Annotated in this window: 19 protein-coding genes; 14 read left to right on the top strand and 5 right to left on the bottom strand. The window is 37.9% G+C overall.

Annotated elements, in window-relative coordinates:
* The first annotated feature begins 79 nt into the window (after positions 1-79).
* Positions 80-625: a peptidoglycan-binding protein LysM gene (locus HHL20_RS02945; RefSeq protein WP_169229690.1), complete on the top strand. Its 546-nt coding sequence runs from the start codon at positions 80-82 to the stop codon at positions 623-625.
* 232 nt (positions 626-857) lie between these two features.
* Here HHL20_RS02945 and HHL20_RS02940 read toward each other — a convergent pair whose 3' ends face one another.
* Complete coding sequence (locus tag HHL20_RS02940) at positions 858-1,445, bottom strand: Crp/Fnr family transcriptional regulator (RefSeq protein ID WP_169229694.1); 588 nt, start codon at positions 1,443-1,445, stop codon at positions 858-860.
* A gap of 139 nt (positions 1,446-1,584) precedes the next feature.
* Here HHL20_RS02940 and HHL20_RS02935 point away from each other — a divergent pair, with 139 nt between their 5' ends.
* The 8 genes from HHL20_RS02935 (at position 1,585) to HHL20_RS02900 (ending at position 11,600) form a co-directional block, all read left to right on the top strand.
* Positions 1,585-2,478, top strand: a complete 894-nt coding sequence (locus tag HHL20_RS02935) for an SDR family oxidoreductase (protein WP_169229693.1) — start codon at positions 1,585-1,587, stop codon at positions 2,476-2,478.
* A gap of 262 nt (positions 2,479-2,740) precedes the next feature.
* Entirely contained in the window at positions 2,741-3,844 is a 1,104-nt protein-coding gene (locus HHL20_RS02930; protein ID WP_169229692.1) for a linear amide C-N hydrolase, read from the top strand.
* A gap of 334 nt (positions 3,845-4,178) precedes the next feature.
* On the top strand, positions 4,179-4,724 hold the full coding sequence (locus HHL20_RS02925) for a peptidoglycan-binding protein LysM (RefSeq protein WP_169229691.1): 546 nt from the start codon (positions 4,179-4,181) through the stop codon (positions 4,722-4,724).
* A gap of 302 nt (positions 4,725-5,026) precedes the next feature.
* The gene (locus HHL20_RS02920; RefSeq protein ID WP_169229690.1) at positions 5,027-5,572 is read left to right on the top strand and encodes a peptidoglycan-binding protein LysM; all 546 of its coding nucleotides are present in this window, start codon (positions 5,027-5,029) and stop codon (positions 5,570-5,572) included.
* Positions 5,573-5,651: 79 nt separating this feature from the next.
* Complete coding sequence (locus HHL20_RS02915) at positions 5,652-6,452, top strand: fimbrial biogenesis chaperone (RefSeq protein ID WP_228463077.1); 801 nt, start codon at positions 5,652-5,654, stop codon at positions 6,450-6,452.
* Between the two features lie 34 nt (positions 6,453-6,486).
* Positions 6,487-9,267, top strand: a complete 2,781-nt coding sequence (locus HHL20_RS02910) for a TonB-dependent receptor (protein WP_169229689.1) — start codon at positions 6,487-6,489, stop codon at positions 9,265-9,267.
* A gap of 10 nt (positions 9,268-9,277) precedes the next feature.
* A complete protein-coding gene (locus tag HHL20_RS02905) occupies positions 9,278-10,714 on the top strand; it encodes a hypothetical protein (protein WP_169229688.1) in 1,437 nt (478 codons plus the stop codon).
* Between the two features lie 238 nt (positions 10,715-10,952).
* Positions 10,953-11,600 (top strand): response regulator, encoded by a 648-nt coding sequence (locus tag HHL20_RS02900; protein WP_169229687.1) that lies wholly within the window; start codon positions 10,953-10,955, stop codon positions 11,598-11,600.
* Positions 11,601-11,999: 399 nt separating this feature from the next.
* Here the strand turns inward: HHL20_RS02900 and HHL20_RS02895 are convergent, their stop codons facing one another.
* Positions 12,000-13,736 carry an APC family permease gene (locus HHL20_RS02895; RefSeq protein WP_169229686.1) on the bottom strand — a complete coding sequence of 579 codons (1,737 nt, stop codon included), beginning with the start codon at positions 13,734-13,736 and terminating at the stop codon, positions 12,000-12,002.
* Between the two features lie 214 nt (positions 13,737-13,950).
* Between HHL20_RS02895 and nhaA the strand changes: the two genes are divergently transcribed.
* Positions 13,951-15,276 carry a Na+/H+ antiporter NhaA gene (nhaA, locus tag HHL20_RS02890; protein WP_169229685.1) on the top strand — a complete coding sequence of 442 codons (1,326 nt, stop codon included), beginning with the start codon at positions 13,951-13,953 and terminating at the stop codon, positions 15,274-15,276.
* A gap of 6 nt (positions 15,277-15,282) precedes the next feature.
* Positions 15,283-16,572, top strand: coding sequence for a DUF389 domain-containing protein (locus HHL20_RS02885; protein ID WP_169229684.1), 1,290 nt, complete (start codon positions 15,283-15,285; stop codon positions 16,570-16,572).
* A 65-nt stretch (positions 16,573-16,637) separates the two neighbouring features.
* Here the strand turns inward: HHL20_RS02885 and HHL20_RS02880 are convergent, their stop codons facing one another.
* The 3 genes from HHL20_RS02880 to HHL20_RS02870 all read right to left on the bottom strand — a co-directional run bounded on the left by HHL20_RS02880 (position 16,638) and on the right by HHL20_RS02870 (position 20,259).
* Positions 16,638-17,177: a DUF421 domain-containing protein gene (locus HHL20_RS02880; protein WP_169229683.1), complete on the bottom strand. Its 540-nt coding sequence runs from the start codon at positions 17,175-17,177 to the stop codon at positions 16,638-16,640.
* A gap of 205 nt (positions 17,178-17,382) precedes the next feature.
* Complete coding sequence (locus tag HHL20_RS02875) at positions 17,383-19,389, bottom strand: BCCT family transporter (RefSeq protein ID WP_228463076.1); 2,007 nt, start codon at positions 19,387-19,389, stop codon at positions 17,383-17,385.
* A gap of 231 nt (positions 19,390-19,620) precedes the next feature.
* A complete protein-coding gene (locus HHL20_RS02870) occupies positions 19,621-20,259 on the bottom strand; it encodes a helix-turn-helix domain-containing protein (protein ID WP_169229681.1) in 639 nt (212 codons plus the stop codon).
* A 114-nt stretch (positions 20,260-20,373) separates the two neighbouring features.
* Between HHL20_RS02870 and HHL20_RS02865 the strand changes: the two genes are divergently transcribed.
* From HHL20_RS02865 to HHL20_RS02855, 3 genes are read left to right on the top strand one after another with little or no spacing between them, the layout of a single operon-like run.
* Entirely contained in the window at positions 20,374-20,769 is a 396-nt protein-coding gene (locus HHL20_RS02865; protein WP_169229680.1) for a YbjN domain-containing protein, read from the top strand.
* A gap of 18 nt (positions 20,770-20,787) precedes the next feature.
* On the top strand, positions 20,788-21,489 hold the full coding sequence (locus HHL20_RS02860) for a PspA/IM30 family protein (protein ID WP_169229679.1): 702 nt from the start codon (positions 20,788-20,790) through the stop codon (positions 21,487-21,489).
* 1 nt (position 21,490) lies between these two features.
* Complete coding sequence (locus HHL20_RS02855; RefSeq protein WP_169229678.1) at positions 21,491-22,138, top strand: hypothetical protein; 648 nt, start codon at positions 21,491-21,493, stop codon at positions 22,136-22,138.
* The last annotated feature ends 66 nt before the right edge of the window (positions 22,139-22,204 follow it).

The following is a 22,204-nucleotide window of genomic DNA, read 5'->3' as shown; positions in this document are numbered from 1 at the left end:
AAAAATGTATTGCCGATGTACATTTGTAATGTTCAAAAGAGGACAATTAAACAAGAATAAAAAATAAAATAATATCATTATGAAAAAGCAAATCGCAATCGCAGCATTAACTATCGGAGCATTCGTATTAGGAACAAACACCATCCAGGCACAGAATACTACGGCAACAACCACTGTAAACATTACCCTGAATGATGTAATCTCTATCGATAACGGAAGTACTGCAGGTGGTGGTGCAGTTGCTTTTAACTATGTTACTGCAGCGGACTATAATTCGGAAAAAACAGTGGCTCAAGCCAACGCTTTGAAAGTGACTTCAACCAAGAGCTTCGATGTAAAAGTAAAAGCAGGGGGTGCGAATTTTATCAATGGAACCAACTTAATTCCTGTAAATGTTTTGACCATTAAAACTTCAGCAGCGGCCGGAACCATGGGTGGTACAAAAAACGCGGTTGTGTTATCCGCAGCTGATCAGACTTTAGTAGCAAATGCCCCGCTGGGAAGCGCATTGACATTGAATCTGGACTACACGATTCCAGCGGCAAAATCATCTTCTTCTGATATTTTAGGAAAACCAGCAGGAACGTATACACAAACCGTAACGTATACTGCGACTGCTTTATAATAAAAAAAAGGGAATTTTATATAAGCCCCCAATGCTTTCAAGGTGTTGGGGGCTTTCTTTTTTAAACGAACTTCCTTATAAAATACCTATAAGAAAGAATGCAAATGTATTATCACTATAAGAAATGGTATTAAGATCTACATTAAAGATGGTAATATTTAGATATAAAAATAAAGAAATTTCCATTTCGTAATTCTTATAAACGAGTCCTGGCGACTGGATTATAAAAGTTTCAAATCACTGTCTTCAGAATATTTCTGCGGACACGCGATAATGTTTCCCTCGAAAGCCCAAGATAAGAAGCTACCATATGCAGGGGAACCCGGTTGAAAATATCAGGATACGTATTGATGAAATCCAGGTATTTCTCTTCCGGACTGCTGCTGATATTCATCAAAAGCCGTCTATGGATTTCCATGGACTTTCTTGTCAGGATGTTCTCTACAAAAATATTGAGTTCAGGGATTTGTTTTCGCAGTACAGCAAAATCTTCAAGATTAAAAGCGAAGATTTCCGAAGATTCCATTGCTTCAATCGTCAGCTTAGAAGGTGTATTGTTGTAGAAACTTTCGGGGTCGGTTGTCCATGACATTTCGTTAACAAACTGGAGAATATGTTCATTGCCATCTTCAGAGGTTGAATAATTTCGAAGAAGTCCTTTGGCAACAAAGATTTTCAGATTACAAATATCACCTTGCCGGCATACAATCTCTTTCCGTTGAAGTTTTATCAATTGACTTTTATACAGGATGAAATTGAACTTTTCATCCGTGAAATCGGGAAGAACTCTCTGAAAGTAATTTTTAAGAATCTCTGACATTTTCAAAAACTGAAATTATATTTAAAATTAATCCTTTTTATTGGATTAATATGAAAATTGTGTCAAATGACCTCGTTTTCGGGATTTATTCACAACTAAATTTGCAGTAGAAATTATTACAAAAACAAAATTTAAGAATATGAAAGTATTTGTAACAGGAGCTTCAGGATTTGTAGGCTCAGCAGTTGTAAAAGAGTTGTTATCAAACGGACATCAGGTAGTTGGACTGGCGCGTTCGGAAGAATCTGCAAAATCCATCAGAGAAGCCGGAGCAGAAGTTTTAAGAGGAGATTTGGAGACTCTCGATATTTTGCAAAAAGGAGCAAGAGAAACGGATGGTGTCATTCATACCGCTTTTATACACGATTTTTCAGATTATCAAAGCAATGCGCTCAAAGATCAGAAAGCTATTGAAGCAATGGGTGAAGTGTTAAAAGGAACCGACAAACCCATTGTGGTAACAGGCGGGACTTTAGGGCTTCCCCTTATCAACGGACAAGTCACGGAGGAAAGTAAAGCACCGGCAGAATCAATCAGATTTTCTGAAAAAGCATTTGTAAGTCTGTCGGAATCTGGTGTCAGGGCATCTATCGTTCGTCTATCCCCAAGTGTTTACGGAAATTCTGAATCAGGTTTCAAAGGAGGTTTTGGAGTGATGCTTGCGGAACAGGCGAAGACTAAAGGACTAGCAGCTTACATTGGAGAGGGAAATAACGTCTGGCCTTCTGTTCATCGTACAGATGCCGCAAAACTATTTCGTCTGGCCCTTGAAAAAGGAGAAGTTGGAGCGCGATATAATGCTGTTAATAATGATCAGCCCTTGTCAATGAAAGATTTTGCAGAATTAATCGGTCAAAAACTTGATATTCCTGTTAAATCTTTGTCTCAGGAAGAGGCATCAGAATATTTCACCTGGATGACGTTTTTTGTTGGGGCAAATTGTCCGGCAACAAGTGTGAAGACTCGGGAAAAATTAGGATGGGAACCTTCTGAAAATAGTTTTATTGAAGAACTGGATCAATATTTCTTCTAATATCAGGGAAAGTTTCTCTGAAAATTAGAAAAATAAGATCAAAAATTTAGAATCCCGGCAAACAAAGCCGGGATTTTTAGTAATTATGGTCAGTTAATCATTTGATTCTCGAGGTTTATGGGCTTTAAGTCTGGTTAATTATCCATTTTGGTTAGAAATAACCATTGACCTATTGTGGTTGATTATGATATATTTGTTCTTAGAAATAAAGTCTGTGAATCTTCCTATTGCTAGGGCCATTAATCAATATAATTATTTGTTTATGAAAATTTTCTTTCTCCGCCATATCATGCTTTGTGTTATGCTATACTCAGTTCAAAGTAAGGCATGCTCCGCTTTTTTGCTTACTGGTAAAAATTACAACATCGTTGGCTTCAATGAAAACTGGAAAACAATGCCGGGAATGATCGTGGTCAATAAACGTGATGTTTATAAAAGGAATATAAGCTGGCAGAATTTAACAACAGATCAGCTTCAGCCTCATCAACAGTGGACCTCAAAATTCGGGTCTGTTACCTTTAATCTTTTAGGATACGATTTTCCCTGCTATGGAATCAATGAAAAAGGTCTTTTCTTAGTTGAATTATACCTGGAAGAAACCAGTAAGGTATATAATCCAAAACAAGCCAATATGTTCTGGGCGCAATGGATCCAATACCAGTTGGATAATTACAAAACGGTGAAAGAAGTAATCAACCATCTTAATGACGGGCCCAATATCGACTGGTGGCCTAACGCGGCCGGCAGTCACTTTTTCCTCACCGATGCAGAAGGAAACTCAGCAACGATCGCTTTGCTGAATGGTAAGTATACGGTTCTGACCAATAAGGAAATGCCGATGCCGCTTCTGTGCAATAATCAATACCAAAAGGATTTAACTGCGGCCAAAAAATTTGATTTTCTCGGCGGACCTGAAAAGTTTGATGTTAAACAAAACCAAAACTGGGAAGATCGCTACAACCGTGCTTATTACATGCTGAAAAATTATACGTATGATGAAAAGCCTGTAGACTATGCCTGGAATATTTTAAATTCGATATATCCGGGCGAATGGCAGACCGTTATCGATACCAAGACAATGAATCTGTATTTTAGATCAGATCTCAAAAAAGAGATAAAGACCATCAATATCAGAAAGCTGGATTTTTCTAAAAATGCTGCTGTAAAATATTTAGATATTCACACTGATGAAACCGGAATGGTCAACAATGAATTTCAAAATCTTACGGTTGAGAAAAATAATCAATATGTTGAGAAAGGATTTCCGATAGGATATGACAATAAAGAGTTTGAAAATTCAAGTATTTTTGAGAAACTGAAAAAAAATATTGCTCAATTTTTTGAAACCATTTTGCCGAAATCGTAAAGCCAGTTAAAAATTTGCTGATACAGCATCATTTATCCTCTTATTGCAGTAATTGTAGCTGATGACTCTTAAAACCCTTGCCGGAACGTATACGCAAACAGTTATTTATACAGCGACCGCTTTATAATTATATCAAACAACTATTTGAGGAAAGCCCTCAACACTTAAAAGTGTTGAGGGCTTTCTTATTTAAACGAATAAACGAAAATACTTGTGGCGATTTCACTACATCAACTTCCATGTTCCACTACAGAGAAAAGTTTATTGCCGATGTACATTTGTAATGTTCAAAAGAGAACAATTAAACAAGAATAAAAAATAAAATAATATCATTATGAAAAAGCAAATCGCTATCGCAGCATTAACTATCGGAGCATTCGTATTAGGAACAAACACTATCCAGGCTCAAAATACTACAGCAACAACCACTGTAAACATTACCCTGAATGATGTCATCTCTATCGACGCGGGAAGTACTGCAATCGGCAATACAGTTGACTTTAACTATGCTACTGCAGCAGATTACAACTCTGATCAGACGGTTACTAAAGCCAACTCTTTAAAAGTGACTTCAACAAAGAATTTTAATGTAAAAGTAAAAGCAGGAGGTGCGAATTTCATGAACGGAACCAGCACAATCCCTGTAAATGTTCTGACAATTAAAGCGGCGGCGGCGGCCGGAACCATGGGCGGTACGAAAAACGCGGTTGTGTTATCGGCAGCTGATCAGACTTTAGTGGCAAATGCCCCGCTGGGAAGCGCATTGACACTGAATCTGGACTACACGATTCCAGCGGCAAAATCATCTTCTTCTGATATTTTAGGAAAACCAGCAGGAACATATACACAAACAGTAACGTATACTGCGACTGCTTTATAAAATTTATTTCCTGACTAAAAGTAAATTAATTTCATATTAATATTTTGTGATTTGGTGTTCAAAGGCTTCCTACGGGAGGCCTTTGATTTTTGTATGTCTTAATTCGATATAGAGAAATGTACCTTAAAAAGAATTATCATTTAATGACGATTTATATTTTAAACGAATAATCGAAATATCTGTGGCGATTTCACTACATCAACTTCCATGTTCCACTACAGAGAAAAATGTATTGCCGATGTACATTTGTAATGTTCAAAAGGGAACAACTAAACAAGAATAAAAAATAAAATAATATCATTATGAAAAAGCAAATCGCTATCGCAGCATTAACTATCGGAGCATTCGTATTAGGAACAAACACTATCCAGGCTCAGAATACTACGGCAACAACCACTGTAAACATTACCCTGAATGATGTAATCTCTATCGATAACGGAAGTACTGCAGGTGGTGGTGCAGTTGCTTTTAACTATGTTACTGCAGCGGACTATAATTCAGAAAAAACAGTGGCCCAAGCCAACGCTTTGAAAGTGACTTCAACCAAGAGCTTCGATGTAAAAGTAAAAGCAGGGGGTGCGAATTTTATCAATGGAACCAACTTAATTCCTGTAAATGTTTTGACCATTAAAACTTCAGCAGCGGCCGGAACCATGGGCGGTACAAAAAATGCGGTTGTGTTATCCGCAGCTGATCAGACTTTAGTGGCAAATGCCCCGCTGGGAAGCGCACTGACATTGAATCTGGACTACACGATTCCAGCAGCAAAATCTTCTTCTTCTGATATTTTAGGAAAACCAGCAGGAACATATACACAAACCGTAACGTATACTGCGACTGCTTTATAATAATTTCTTTAGTTTGTGAAGGTTCCTTTAGTTAAGTTTCAGTAGTTTTGGGAATCTTTATTTTTAAACAATTTACACCATGCACAAGTTTATTCACCTTTTCATTTTCTTCATCCTTACAGGGTCTTCTTCACTTCTGGCACAAAGTATTTCTATGTCGCCTACACGCTTATTTTTTACCGGTAATCCAGGAGAAAAAGTAACACAGACAGTCACACTTCAAAACAGCTCGGATAAGGATTATGTTTTTAATCTCAACTATAAAGACTGGGTTAGAGATGAGGATGGAAATAAGGTATATCTTGATGCAGGCAGTTCAAAAACCTCCAATGCTTCTTGGGTATCTACCTTAGAAAACGCTATCACAGTTCCTGCGAAAAGCACAAAGGAGATCGTAGTAACCATGCAGATTCCGACAAACGCATCAAAGTCTGCCGTGACGAACAGCATGTTGTTTTTTACGCAGCTTCCTCAACAGGCAGATCAGGTACGGGCTCAAAACGGGATTGGTATTATCACCTTATTCGAAGTGGGACTTCACATCTTTTATACTCCACCAGGGAACAATGTTAAAAGTTTGGATATTACCAATATTTCAGAGGTGAGTAATGCAGGTGCAGCGAACAGAAAAGTCGCCGTAAGCATTCATAACGATGGAAACACCGTCAATGATGCCACCGTTGAGCTTGAACTAACCGACACAGATCATGGTAAGGAAATAAAATTACCCGCAATTTCCATCTCCATGCTTCCCAATACCGATCAGGTGGTTCATTTTTCTTTACCGGATAACATTTCCGGGAACTTCCTTGGCGTGGCTATTATCAAAATGGCAGGATCCAACGATTTACGCGTAGGCGAAAAAAACTTTAAATTTTAAAAATTAAGTCTTGAAACCCCAAAATGGAATGTCGATGTCAATCATAAAAAGAACAATCTTACTTTTTGCATTTGTTCTTCTGAACTTTTCGTTAGCTTTTGCGCAGGAAAAGAAGGATGTCGAAATCCATTTTGAAAATGACAGTGTAGCTGTTGAAAAGGGTTCGACTTTTACTAATTTCCTGGTTGTTGAGAATAAAAGCTCTGAAGAAATTACAATTCAGAATATCATGCCTCAGGAAAATTACCCGGGTTTGCTTTTCTATTCTAAAAATGACTTTACCTTAGGTGCGGGCCAGTCTAAAAATCTTCCCGTAAAACTGATCGCCAACGTAGATTTTATGAAACTGAGATCCAATGAGATCAGATTCCAGGTTTCGTACACCACTCCATCGGTCACCAGAACTGAAAGTGCCTCGTTCTTCATTAAAAAAGAAGAGAACAATAATATCGCAATTTATACGGCAGCCTACGAGAATTTTATTAATCCTGCTGCGCCGGACTCCTCAATTCTGCTGATAGTAGAAAACCAAGGCTATAGTAAACGAACCGTAAAGATTGATTTGCAATCCATTCCTGACGGTTTGGAAATGATGCCAAAACAACAGACCGTATCGCTGGAAGGTTTAGAAAAGCAAACGGTTGAGATCAAAATTGTGGTCAGAAAACAGAATATGCTTTTTCCAGAATTTAATATTAATGCAAACGCCACAGACGTGCTTAATAATGAAATTGTGGGAGGCAATACGCTCCACTTAGTCATTTTATCGAACAACAGACAAATTGCTCGCGAAAATGAAGCGTCAAACGGAAGTAATTTTGCAGAATTTAGCTATAACGAAAACAGTTCAGGTTTCAATTTTCTTCAATTGAGGGGAAACACAGTGTTCCGGATGACGGAAAATCTAAAATCGCGCTTCAATATTGGTGCGGATTACTATCTTGAAGACGGCCGCTATAACCTGTATGATACCTGGCTGGAGCTGGAGAGAAAGAATACGGTATTACGGTTGGGAAATGTTAACAGCAACGATTACGATTATCCGGTTTTCGGGAGAGGCGGAAAAGTTTCTACCAAATTCGGTCTAAATAATCAGATTGAAATTCTTGCGCTGGAAAATAATTATAACCTGTATGGTACATATTTCCAACAAACAAAAGGATCCACCATAGCGGGTGCAAAATATAATTTTGGGAATGCTAAATCTTTCAGTGGAAAAGTGTCTTATCTATTTGAACATGATCCGCGCCTTAACGTAGATACACAGGTGGCAAATGCGGTAACATCATTTTTAATTAACGATAAGCATACCATCCGCACGGAGGCGGGCCTGAGCCACGAAAAAGGCCTTCTGAACAAAGATGAAAATGCAGGCGCTTCAATGGGAGCCAATTACGAAGGAAAAGTAGGAAAATGGGATATACAATCTGTTAATTCTTTTGCCACCAAAAGTTATGCAGGAATCAAACGGGGATCTTTTTTCTTAAATCAGCGGATCAGCCGCCAATTTTCTCCTACGCAGCGCGCGTTTATACAATATCAGAATTCGCAGATAGATCCGGAGTTCCTGAGTATTCAGAGTGCGCCTATCGAAACGGGGAATACCGATAATCTACGTTATTATTTCAACAGTACAGAGGCTTTGGGATCAGGGTACCAGTTTTCTTTAAATAATTGGAATTTTCTACTTGCTCCAAAGGTTGAAAGACAAAAAACAGCTAATTTTTACAACTCACAGGAACTTTTTTCTTACCGTATTGAGGCCAACATAAGCACTACATTGGGTGCTCACGGATTGAATTTAACTGCGGAATATTCTTATTCCAAAGAGAATAATAAGGCCGATTGGTTCAACAGTCTGAAAGCAACATTATCTTACAGGTATAAATCTTTTTCCCTCAACGGAACAGCCCAATGGAATGCAACCAGTGTATTTGATTTAAATTCTTATTACGATGCAGACCGTAATTTCGCCAACTACAATTTATACGCTTCGTATAATTTCCATATGCTTAATAATAACCTGACGGGATCTTTTTCAGCCGGAACGTCCTATTCGCAACTTTATAAAAACTTAAACAGCAATGTGAGCGGTAACCTGGAATATAAGATTTCACCTTCATGGTCCACCACAGGTTATTTTAATTTATCCGGTTATAAATCTACGGCTGCTTATGCCAGCAGTGGCAATTATTACCAGTTCAGAGTGGGGATAAAAAAATATTTTGCCGCAGCAACGGCTCTGGGAAATCATAAAGTGACGTTCCAGTTATTTGAAGATAAAAATTTCAATGGACTTCTGGATGCGGGTGAATTGGTTCTTGCGAATGAAATAGTGAAGCTGGACAATTATGTAGCGATGACGGATAAGAACGGAAAAGTAGTCTTTCAAAATGTACCTGAAGGCATTTACAAATTAAAGGTGAACGAAAGTGCGGGTTCCCGATTGATGATGGATCCTGTAATTATGGTAAATAACAATATCAACCGCAAAGTGGGCTTGGTAAAAAACATCAGGGTAAGCGGAAAATTAAAAGAGATCAAACAGGACTATGATGTCGTGGAAACGGATGTAACCGGAATCGTGGTGTATGCAAAAAGTGAAGATGGGATGATCTATACTGCCGTGGTTAACCAAAAAAATGAGTTTGAGTTTTTCCTTAAAGATGGAAAGTACGATCTCTATATTGAAAACGACAAATACAGCTATACACAACCTACCCAAACTATTCACGTGACGAAAGAAGGTTATTCAGAAACCGTGATTTTTGAATATAAAAAGAAAGACACCACCATTAAGGTGAAAAAGTTTTAAATTTAAAGGTATGAAAACGATGAGGGCATTTTTAATAGGAATTTTTACAGTGTTCTGCGGGTCAGCATTCACGAACGCTCAGGATGTGTACCTGACGATTCCTGAAAATAATATTTTTAACAGGAGTGAATTTACCTCAGTACCGACAAGGGTAATGGTGAACGCCTACAGAACAAACTGGGATTATGCCTTTTTCGGATTGGCGCCGATAGCTCCTACATTTACTTCTGTGTCGGGACCAGCTTTTACGCACTCTTCGTCTTCATCTACTTTACCCAGTTCCGCTCTTCTGTGGCAGTTGGAAAGTATGGGCGGGCAGCTGCCATCTACCGGATATTCGGGTTCTTTACCAGGTTTTCAATCATTCAGTACAAGCGCTGTAAGATGGTTTGAACCGCCCGGGTCCATTATTTTTGGAGGAGGATTCAACAAGGGAAATATCAATTTCACGTTTAAAATCCCTGCCGCACAGTTTGCTGCCAATACCTTCCGGGCCGGGAATTACTCTATGGATATTACTCAGAATTATAATGATTTCACGCCCCGTAATTTTAAAACAATTTTAGTCATTCCCCAATCCATCAGATGGCTTACAACATCGTTAACAAAATACATAGAAATATCTTCTTTGAGTGACTACCGAATTACAGGCACTCGGGTTCTGAATTTGGATAATGCGGAGATCGCACATACCGTCGATTTTAATTTATGGGCGAAAGCTGCTGCTGCTAATATTCAGTTTACTTCTTCCAAAGGCGTTCCTGGAACCAGAAATATAGCAAGCATTAAATTGGGCAGTAGTGGATCTGCACTCACAACCAAAGCCTTATCTGCTGATTTTCAGAATTTCTCCCCAGCCGGCTTCAGTGTGGGAGCAGGAAACAGAAACAGCTTCATGCCGGAGCTTTATGTGTCTGCAGAAGATTTTAAAAACTATTTTTTTGAAGCAGGAACGTATACGTTTGAATTGAACTTCAGTGTAAGAAGTACTGATAACTCAATTAACAGTTTACAAAATACGGCGGTTCAGCTAAAGGTGCTTCCCCGGTCGGAGATCACCATTCCCAGTTCCGGACGAAATGTAAACTTCAATTTTAATACCGCTTCACATTACGCCAATGGCCAGTCACAGGTCATACCAAGCCAAATTATATTGTCTAATAATGAAAGTTTTGAATTGTACGTAAAATCAGACGAAAATTATTTCAAGAAAGGCGGTCTGCAGACTGACATTAACTCCAACATATTACAAATAGGCGTGGATGGAAGTTCTGTAAATGCTCCCTTATCCAAAACGCCTCAAAAAATACTTTTTAACGGAACCCCGGTCCTGGACAGGCAACTGGACGTAATGTACACCATACCGCCTGCAGGTGCCCAAAGTTTGGTAGGAAAGGAAAATACCACGTACTCTATCAATGTTTATTATAGCTTTACGGCAATTTAACAATACTTCTAAAAAGCTCTTTTTTGCTTTTTTAACAGCAATAATAGGAATAGACGAAAAGCATTTATGAGCGATTTACATTTTTGATTATTTTAAATTCCGGTAACTATTGCGGGAAAGGAGCTGGACTAAGTTTGAAAAAATTGTGAAAATTTTATATCCTTAGTGCGCAGAAATGTGGTATTCTTTCGTCTGAAAGTAATAGAATCATATCTCTTTTTTTGCCTAAATTTACCGCATGAAGGATTTAAAATTAAATACCCGGATTGTGGTGGCAGATGATCATGGTATTGTCCGGATGGGTCTGGTACAAACGATCAAACGACTTAGTCCCGAAGCAGTAATTTCAGAAGTAGAAGATTATAAATCACTCTACAAAGTAATTCTGAAAGAAGAGTTTGATCTGGTCATTATGGACGTCAATATGCCTAATGGTACTGTTCAGGAAGCAATACATTACATAAAAATTCATAAACCTGAATTAAAAATTTTAATATTTTCTTCACAGGATGAAGAGTTGTATGCAATGCGTTACCTAAAGATGGGTGCCGGTGGCTATTTAAGCAAACAAAGCTCTTCTGAAGTGGTTAAGACTGCTGTAACGGCAATGCTCGACAAGGGCCGATATTTCAGTGACCAGGTAAAGGAAGCGATGTTTTTAGAATCATTAAACGGTGCTGCAAAAGATTCGCCCTTTGAAGCGTTATCAGACCGCGAACTGCAAATTGCCAATAAGCTTGCAGAAGGTCTTCCCCTCAAAGAAATTTCTAATCAACTGAACATCCATTCTTCAACGGTCAGCACTTACAAAAACAGGCTGTTTGAGAAGCTGAAAATACGATCCGTCCCCGAATTGGTAGAAATTCTCAGACTGTACAATAAGTAAACCTTCTATTATTTCCCGCTTATCATCTTGAGCAACCGAAAAATCTTTAATACGAAAAACTGACTTATCATGTTACTTTGCAGTTCATGTCAGTTTTAGATACACTTTATATTTAGAATCTAAAATTAGGTTCAGGTAAGATATTACATTGTACCTTATCGATATTTCTTTACCCAAAAGCCAGGTATACATGCCGTTAAATTCTGTTCACGACATAGTCAACAGAGACATAATTGTTGTTCACGATAATTAAATCACCGCTTCACAAGAAAATTTTAAACATCTTACCAATGAAAATTATACAGTAATTTTGAATAAATCAAACAATTTTCAAAACTAATTATTAAAAAGATGGTTATTGTTGAGTAATATAAACGTATTCATCAAAAATAACATCTGTCATAGAACAAGCCGCACTCCACCCAGCTCGTCAACTCTGTAGCTGAATCTTTCTCCGGGACTGCTTATAAACATAAAGTTTTTTGGGATATTCCATTTTTGGCTAAGTTCCTCCACAAGTTCGGGGGTAAACCGACCTACAAGAGTTATATATTCCATATCGACATCCGGATATGCCCTATCCAGAACTTCGAAATCGGCCAGAAACTTAGGATCGGGATTTTGCTCTTTTTCAAGAACAGTAACAATTTTCATTTTATTAGTCACTTCATTCTCATGAAGATACATCATCACTTTATTTAAGGTAGCAATATCATCTCCTTTTGAGAAGAACACAAAATTCTGCTCATAGAGTTTTTTAAGTTTCCTGTTCAGAAATCGTTGTCTTGTAACCGTATATTTTTTATATCCTCGGGATACAGATTCCAGCATATCGACCACAAAGTGCATAATATCTTTTCGCATCAGCATCGCAAGAATAATCAACACAGAAGGAATAAAATATTGCAGAAAGGTAACCAAATATTGGGGTTTGGTCTTAATATTCCCATAGAGAGCAATAATAATGGCAAACAAAGCAATGATTACAGCTCCGGGTCTTGCACTCTCAGGTCGCGGAAGGCGTGAGCGTCTCAGCTTCAACAAGATATTCCCTAAAGCAAACGAAGCCATCACCGTTAAAAAAGATAATGCATATACCGCTGCTAAAGGCCCAAGCTGACCACGGGTAACCAACAATACCGAACAGCAGAGAAGAAAAAATAAAATGAGAATCCTATATGTGCTTCCTCTTCCGTTTTCTTTCAGGAAATAATTGGGAAGAATTCGGTCCAGAGTCATTCTTTTAATCAACCCGTTTACTCCTACAAAAGAGGTAAGAACAGCTCCACTTAAAACAGATACTGCGTTGATTGAAATAACAGTGGCCAACCAATTACCACCCGTAAGTGTACCAACATAGCTTAAAAAAGAATTCTGATGTGATTCGACTTGTGATATAGGAATAATGCAGATGGCAAGAAATGCAATCAGCGGATTTAATATGGAAACAGCAATCCACATATTACGTAATGTTTTGGTAAATACTCCTCTCTTCTGCTCTTCAACAAAATTCGATGAACTTTCAAAACCAGAGATTCCCAGCATTGCAGCTGAAAATCCGAAAAAGATAGCTGTCATGATGCTTCCGTTCCGTACCGGCAGGTGGAAATTTTCCCTCAATATGGAGAACCCGTTTTCAAAAACAAAATATGCACATGAGCCGATAAGCAGGGCCATCGTCGTGAGATGGAAAATAAAAATGACCAATGCAACAACTGCGCTCTCGGAGATTCCAAGAATGGTAAGTCCCAGAAATATCAATAACAGCACAAATGTAGCAATGTTCACATTGAAATAAGGCAGAATGTGATGAAGATAATGCATCGCTTCACTGGAGGAGATAACAGCCGTGGCCATATATGACAGGATGGTAAGACATGCTGCCACCGATGCATTGCTCTTCGATGTCGTATTCAGCAATACATTGTAGGCCCCGCCATTCAGAGGCAGCGCACCTACGACTTCCCCATAGATCTTTCTGAATAAGTACAATACCGCGGCTACCAGTAAAAGGGCAATCCAGGCATATTGGCCAGCTGAAACAATTGCCAAAGCAGAAACATATAAACAGGATGAAGTGATATCATTCCCGCAGATTGCGGTGGCATACCATTCGCCAAGTTTTTTTGTAGACATTATCTTTAATTTATATTTGATCTGTAATATTATAAATTAATTTATTGCCAATGCTATTTTTTATTTCGAAATTATTGTTTAAATTTTAATACGCAACGTTTTAAAAATCAAATTATTCACTGAAACCTTGTATATCAAACAGACCTGATAAAATTGGCTACAGCGGAAATCACATCCAAAAATCGTAAATTTACAATTATATAAACAAGAAACGATGAGCAATAACTACAATCAGAAACCGATAGACAAGATCGTGCAGCCTATGCAAAGATTTATTCAGCAGGAAAAGTCTGGAGGACTGTTATTGGGAATCAGCGTTATACTGGCCCTTATCTTGGCAAATACACCTCTGTCTCATAGCTACCATGAAGTTCTGGAACAATCTTTTGGCTTCCGGTGGAACAATGAAACCTATTTTAACTATACCATTCACCACTGGATTAATGACGGTCTGATGTCCATATTTTTCTTTGTAGTCGGTTTGGAACTGAAACGGGAGATCATCGGGGGAGAGCTTTCCAATGTCAGAAAGGCTCTTTTACCTATTGTTGCCGCAGTCGGAGGTATGGTTATGCCGGCCCTTATTTATCTTCTTTTCAATCCTTCAGGTGAACCTCACCAAGGCTGGGGAATCCCGATGGCTACAGATATTGCTTTTGCATTGGGAGTTCTTTACCTGCTGGGAAATAAAATACCGTTGGCTCTCAAGGTCTTTTTAACAGCCCTTGCTATTGTTGACGATCTTGGGGCAGTACTGGTAATCGCATTTTTCTACACCGCTGAAATCAATATGACGTTTTTACTGACCGGGCTTTTCATTCTTGCTTTAATGTATTTGGGAAACAAGCTTGGCATACGATCCATTATTTTTTATGCAGTGCTGGGAATTGGTGGGGTCTGGACCTGCTTTCTTGTATCGGGAGTTCATGCTACGATAGCCGCCGTATTAGCCGCATTTACAATCCCGGCCGACGTGAAGATCCGGGAAAGTGTTTTTATTACTAAGATTAATTCCTACCTTGAAAGATTTAAAAATATTGACCCTGATCAAAATACACCTACCCTCACCAATGAACAGCTACACGTCCTGGAAAAAATGAACGAGGCAACCTTGGCCGCCACTCCTCCATTGCAGAGGCTTGAACATGCCATGCATCCCGCCGTTTCATTCCTGATTATTCCTATTTTCGCTATAGCGAATGCCGGCGTTTCGCTAAGTATTGATATAGAGAGTCTTTTTAACAATAATATTGCAGTGGGTACTGCTTTAGGTCTCTTACTGGGTAAAGTAATCGGCGTTGTAGGGTTCAGCGTTCTGTTTATTAAACTGAAAATTGCCAGAGTTCCTTCAGGAATGACGATCAAAAACCTTTTCGGACTTGGATTTTTAGCCTCTATAGGATTTACGATGTCACTTTTTGTAACGTCACTGGCCTTCAGTCATGAGGAATACCAGACTCAGGCAAAAATAGGTATATTTGCCGCATCACTCATTGGTGGACTTTTAGGATATGTGATTCTCAACCGATCTTCAAAATAACTAAAGATGATCAGAAATATATTCAATTTTATTACTCTTCATAATGGTGAGGAAAAAAAAGATAAGGTTCTTGAGAATGTAATTTCCAATATCTCTTTTCGGGGTTCAAATCTGTGGATTCTTGCCTGTGCCATTATTATTGCCTCCATTGGACTTAACGTTAACTCAACGGCGGTTATCATTGGTGCGATGCTGATTTCACCATTGATGGGACCAATCGTCGGTGCCGGGTTTGCTCTCGGAACTTACAACTTCTCATTGCTTAAAAAGTCATTTAAGAATCTTCTGATTGCAACCTTTGTAAGTCTTACGGTTTCTGCGATTTATTTTTATGTAAGTCCCTTCAAAGATGTCCAGTCGGAACTGTTGGCAAGGACAGCCCCCAATATATATGATGTTTTGATTGCATTTTTCGGTGGATTGGTCGGTGTAATAGCCATTACCAGAGTTGAAAAAGGAAATCCTATTCCCGGAGTAGCCATTGCAACCGCATTGATGCCCCCGCTCTGTACAGCAGGCTTTGGATTGGCGACCTTTAATTTTTCATATTTTTTCGGAGCATTTTATCTATATACCATTAATTGCTTTTTTATCTGTATTGCTACCTTTTTCGTGGTAAAGTTTCTTCAATACCCGTCTTCGCTTATTGAAAGCAAATATGAGAAAAGAATCAGATATGGAATTTCGATCTTAATTGTTGTTATGATTGTACCAAGTTTTTATCTGGCTTACAACCTGTATAACGAAAAGAAGTTTACAAAAACAGCGGAGCATTTTGTCCAAAAGGAATTTGAAAACAACGGCTATACGGTGATCTACAAAAAAATAAACTACAACGTAAGTCCAAAGACAATCGACCTGGCTTTTCTTAACAAGAAATTTACAGAAAAGGAAATTATTTCTTTTAATAAGATGCTTGCAGACAATGGTCTTCTGGATACCAAGCTTACCATAAGGCAGAACGATACCGATATCAAATCTGAGATCCTCAGCGAAATCAATAAATTTGACAACAATATTTCCGAAAAAGATATTGCCATTTCCAAACTAAGACAGGAACTTGATACATACAGGGTTGCTGATTCTACCCTTTTGCAAGAGATAAAAATCCTTTATCCTGACATTAGTAATGTTTCTTACGGAAAAATTGAGCAATATCCCCGCACAGACAGTGCAAAACTGCAGTTTACTTTACTTTATTCAGGTCGGGAAATTGATCAGAAACAACTTTCGCAGTGGCTGCAAAAAAGACTTCATGAAAAAAACGTCAGAATAATCAAAGATGAAATAAATTAGAACATCTGCTTACTGATCTAAAAATTGGAACAGAAAATCTATCACTTCTTTACATGTCCTTTAATTTATTTCTGTGATTTCTGATTTTCATATATTTTAATATTGTCCAATGAACTGGCGTTGCTGTCACTTTCAGATTTTTTTACAACACTCATGTCTCCATTTGCTTCAATTACCACTGCAAGCACTTCTGCGGTATTGCCTATTCCCTGCCCGCGAATGGCCACGAGAATCTCTTCTTTGGTGACCAACTCCTTTTTCATATTAGCTTTTAGGTAAGCCCCTTTATAAAATAATAATGTGGGTGAAGCATTGAACACTTTTTCCATAAATTCTGATGTGCGTGAAAGCTTAGCAAATAACAGTTGCAATGCAATGATTATCGACAATACGACAACGCCTTCGGCAAGGTTAATCTGAGCAAGCATCATATAGGCCAAAACAGATCCAAGCGTTACGGTTACCACAAAATCAAAAGCGTTGAATTTGGCGAGTGTACGCTTTCCTGATATTCTAATGAATACAAAAAGTGTTATGAAAGAAATGATGGTAAGCAATGTTACATGCCAGATGCCGGCCCAGCTTTCAAAAAATATATTGGTCATAGTGTGGTTTAGTGCAGGTTGATTCTATTATATTCTGAATATACCTGCAAACATCTCACCATGTTTAAAAACAAAATATTTTAATTATCTTAAAATTACCGGAATGCCGTGAATCTTCCTAAGAAAGAATTTTTAATATACTATTACCTATTTTGTTTTTTCACTACTCTATTGAGACATTTGAAATTTTATAATCACTGTTCTTTCACTTAAAACGGTGATTGGCATCACTGCTGATAAACATCGTATTCTTTTCCTCGGAAACGATATCTACAAAACGTTCATAATGTTTTAATACATCCGAGATCAATTCATTCTTCGTAAACAGCTTGACGTCATATCCTTCCCTATTGTCACCGAAATAGGATTTAGGATAATATATAAGCTCTTCTTCCAAACCGGGTAAGTTATCTTCATTTAAAAGATATTCCGATACCATTTTTGATTCCTTTTTTACTCCATATTTAAAGTTATTGATTACACCGTACTTGATCTCAATTTCTATACTTTGCGGACTATTCTGAGAATTGATCTTAGCTTCGATACCATTTTTGGAAAATTCTTCTGCCAATTCTTCAAACGCCTGCTGAACTGTAGTTTTTATGTAAAATTCTGTCGATTTCGCATCATTGAATGATACGATTTGATGCAGCCGTTCTTTCCAGTGCTCTCCAGACCAGGGAACGGTAGTTGAAGAAAAATCTTTTTCATAGTAACCCTTGTCAATAACCAGTGCTTTGGAAAGGCTTACAATAAATAAAAGCATAATGATTGAAAAAGGCAAAGCAGTAATGAGAGTCATACTTTGCAGAGCCGCCAAACCTCCGGCATTAAGAAGCATTAAAGCCAAAACCGCGAGAAGTGCTCCCCACCCTGCAGTCTGCCATTTCGGGGATACTCTGGCATTTTTGGTTGCGATGCTGTTCATCACGAAAATACCACTGTCTGCAGAAGTGACAAAGAAAATAATAATGATACCAATAACAAGGAAACTGATTGCCTTTGTGAAAGGAAGATATTCCAGAAACTGAAACATCAGACCATCCGGATCGTTGGCCATTTTACTTAAATAGCCATTAGCAATATTCATATCAAACCAAATCGCACTATTTCCAAAAACCGACATCCATATAAAGTTGAAAAGCGTAGGCAATATCAATACGGCAGCTACAAACTCTCTTATTGTTCTTCCCTTAGAGATTCTTGCGATGAAGAGTCCCACATACGGAGACCATGAGATCCACCACGCCCAGTACAATATCGTCCAGTCGTGAAACCAGCTTTGGGTGTTTTCCTCGTATATATGGGTATTGAAAGTAAGGCTGAAAAAGCTATTGATGTAGGTTCCTATTCCTTCTGTAAAACTCCCAATCAGATACACCGTCGGCCCGAATATCAGTACAAAAAGTAACAGTACTACTACTGCTGTGATATTAATATTGCTTAATATTCTAACGCCTTTATCCAATCCTGATACTGCAGAAAAGATTGCTAACGAGACCAAAACAGTTACGATAAGAACCTGATAAGGAAAACTTGTTTCCGGTAAAATATGCAATGTTACCAGGCCGGAGTTGATCTGTACAACACCGAACCCCAAGGTTGTGGTAATCCCAAAAAAAGTGCTGCACAGCGCAAAAATATCAATAAGATTTCCCCATTTTCCTTTAATTTTGTCTTTAAGCAAAGGATAAAAGCAGCTTCTTAAGGATAAAGGCAAACGGTAACGGTATGAAAAATATGCCAGTGCAAGCCCCACCACTCCGTAGATGGCCCATGCATGAATTCCCCAGTGAAAAAAGGTGTATAGCTGCGCATTCTGAGCTCTCTGAACAGGTGTCTTGGAAGCAAAAATTTCATTGGAATAATGCTGCATCGGCTCGGCAACACTGAAATACATCAACCCGATTCCCATTCCTGCAGCGAAAAGCATCGACAGCCATGAAAAGAAGCTGTAGTTCGGCTTACTGTCATTTCTCCCAAGCCGTATATTTCCGTATTTGCTGGCCATAATATAGATCAGGAATATGACAAACAGGGTCACCGACCAGACGTATACCCAATTGAGGTTGATAAAGATGAAATTTTTAACAATATTCAGAAGATTCTCAGTTGCAGTCGGATATACTGCTGAGATTAAACAAACTCCAATGATAAAGATCAAACTCGGAATGGTAATCCCCGGTTTCAGGGTATTTCTTATTTTATTCATTGCGGTAAAGTTCATTCCTTAAAAATACAATGAAAAATTTTAAAAAGCTAAATTATCGAATTCAATGAATATTAAAATTCATCAGCCGAGTGATCTTATTCGGAAATGTAATAGTTGTTTAAATAAATAAGGAGGTAAAAAAATAGTCCTTTAAAAAATCGTATTATACTGCAAATCAATACAATTACAATTTAAAAGGGTATAACGGTCAGTATTGCAGATTAAACAATGTTAATTCTTGCTATTTTTAAAACCGTCAAAAACCTTTTCTTCCAAACGCTCAAGTCGTGATAAAATATCCGCAAAAACATTTTTACTTCCTGTTGAAACATGCCCGATAATTCTGTAAAAAGACAGATTTTCATTTTTTTTACTATCACCTGCGAATTGCAGATAGCCTTCATTATCCAAAAAGACACAATCTGCTGAAAAACCGGATTTCTCCACACTTAAAAACAACAAATCGCCATCCTGATAAAAATTTTGCACATTCTGTCTACTTTTATACTCGTAAATCAGATCAACGTTTGCTAATAATTTTTGCAAAATATCCTCCTGAACAATGTTTCCATTCTTATAACGACTGACAACAAGTGACTTTTCATTAATTTTATCCGATTCAAACATCAGATGGTCAATATCAGAAACACTTACTAACTGATTAACCTGTAATATTTCCGTTAATAGCTTATCCAGATTAAGGTTAAAATAATTGGCAACCTTCAGAATGGTTTCAATCTTAGGCTCGGCCCTTCCTTCTTCATAAGAACTTATAACTCCCCTGTTCAGATCAAACAAATCAGCAAAAGCCTTTTGACTTAAACCCTTAACCTGCCTTATTTTCTTAATGTTGGTTCCGAAAAAACTCATAAGCCTATTTTTTTAGCAAATATAAGAATTAAAACAAAATAATGCTAAAAATATTTGCAATTTTAAAAATTTGCTCTATATTTGTCTAACAAAATTTGAAGCAAACTTACGATCATGAGAAATCAAATATTCAGAACGGTTAAAGAATGGTTGTTAGATTATGAGTTCAACATCACGTTGGAAGATGAAACTCAGAGAATTCTAATCATTGAAAAAGAATCCAGCGGAATAAAGAATATGATTCTGATTATTTCAGACTCTATACTTATTATGGAACAGTTTCTTTTTGAAATAAAAACCCCTTCGGAAGCCATTTATCGTTCACTGTTACGAAAAAACAGGGATATTGTGCACGGAGCATTCGCGCTGGACAATACCGGCAAGAGGGTTATTTTCCGCGATACTCTTCCTACTGATAATATGGCGCAGAATGAAGTCATTGCCTCCATCAACTCATTAGGAATTCTGGTGGGCGAATTTAGCAATGAAATGATCGAAATGAGTAAATAAATCACAAAAAAAATTATCATGAACATTTTCGCAAGATTATTCAAAATAGGAAAAGCCGAGATCCATTCAGTGATCGAAGGCTTCGAAGATCCCATTAATATGACCGAACAGGGAATAAGGGAAATGAAAGAACAACTCGCCAAAAGCGTTGAGGCACTCGCCCAGCTGAAAGCGCTGTCTATACGAAAGAAAAACGAATCGGAAACAGAAAAGCAAACCGCGAATGACTATTACAACAAAGCGGTGATTTTAGTCCAGAAAGCTGAAAACAGAGAACTTGAAGCGGCTGAAGCAGACCGACTGGCAAAAGAATCCCTGAAAAAGCAGGGAATTGCTCAGGAAAATGCTTTACACCTCGAAAAAGAGTATGAAAAACTACATGGAGAATGTGAAAAAATGCAGGCTAACATCAATAATCTGAGATCCGGCATTTCGAAATGGGAAAATGAACTGCAGACGTTGAAAGCAAGAGTCCAGATCAGTGAAGCAACCAGGGATATTAATAAAAAAATGACCCTCATGGATACAGGAAGCACAGTAACCATGCTCGAAAAACTAAAAGAAAGAGCAGAACAGCAGGAAGCACTGGCAGAAGCATATTCTGATGTTTCAGGTGTCGGAAAAACAATTGATGATGAGATTGATGCGATCATAAAAAATAATGACAGGCAGGCTGAAGAAGCTTTACAAAAATTAAAAGAAACACTTAAAAAAGACTAATATGACCTTTCAGGAATTTTTGCAGACAGCTTTTTCACCGGTGAACACCGTTTTGAGCATACTGCTGATTCTGGCTGTTATATATTGGCTTTTCACTATTGTTACGGGCTTGGATATCGATGTCGGTTTAGATGCTGATATGGATGTAGACATAGATGCTCCGGATGGTCAGGTTCATGTTCCGGAAAATCCTTCTCCCTGGATTCAGTTTCTAACATTCCTGGATCTTGATATTGTTCCGATTACGTATTTTCTGACGATATCGCTATTCTTTACATGGCTGGGTTCGTTTTACCTCGAAGTATTTGCTTCCTTTCAGGTTTGGGTATCTGCGATGTTTGTTTTTCCGATATTTCTGGGAAGTATCTTATTAACAAAACTGCTTTTAAAACCATTGAATCCTTTTTTCAGGGAAATCAATCATAAAGGAGAAAGACCGCATGATTTTCTGGGCCGAACGGGAAGATTGAAATCTACGATTCACGGAAACAAAATCGGAATTCTCGAAGTTTTTATCGGCAGCGATCCGATGACCCTGATGGTAAAAAGTAAAGACGGCGAGAAAATAGAATACGGAGAAACGGTATTTATCGTAGACGAAGACCCCAACAGAAAATATTTCTATGTAGCCACAGAAATACGCTTTTAATCATATTTTGGACTACTTTTTCCGATGGTGATCAGACATTATGAACATCCATTATGCTTTATGCTT

The sequence above is a fragment of the Chryseobacterium cheonjiense genome, from assembly GCF_012927265.1.
GTDB classification, from domain to species: domain Bacteria; phylum Bacteroidota; class Bacteroidia; order Flavobacteriales; family Weeksellaceae; genus Chryseobacterium; species Chryseobacterium cheonjiense.
Note: the sequence above shows the minus strand (reverse complement) of the source record. Positions and strands in the feature narration are given on the sequence as shown.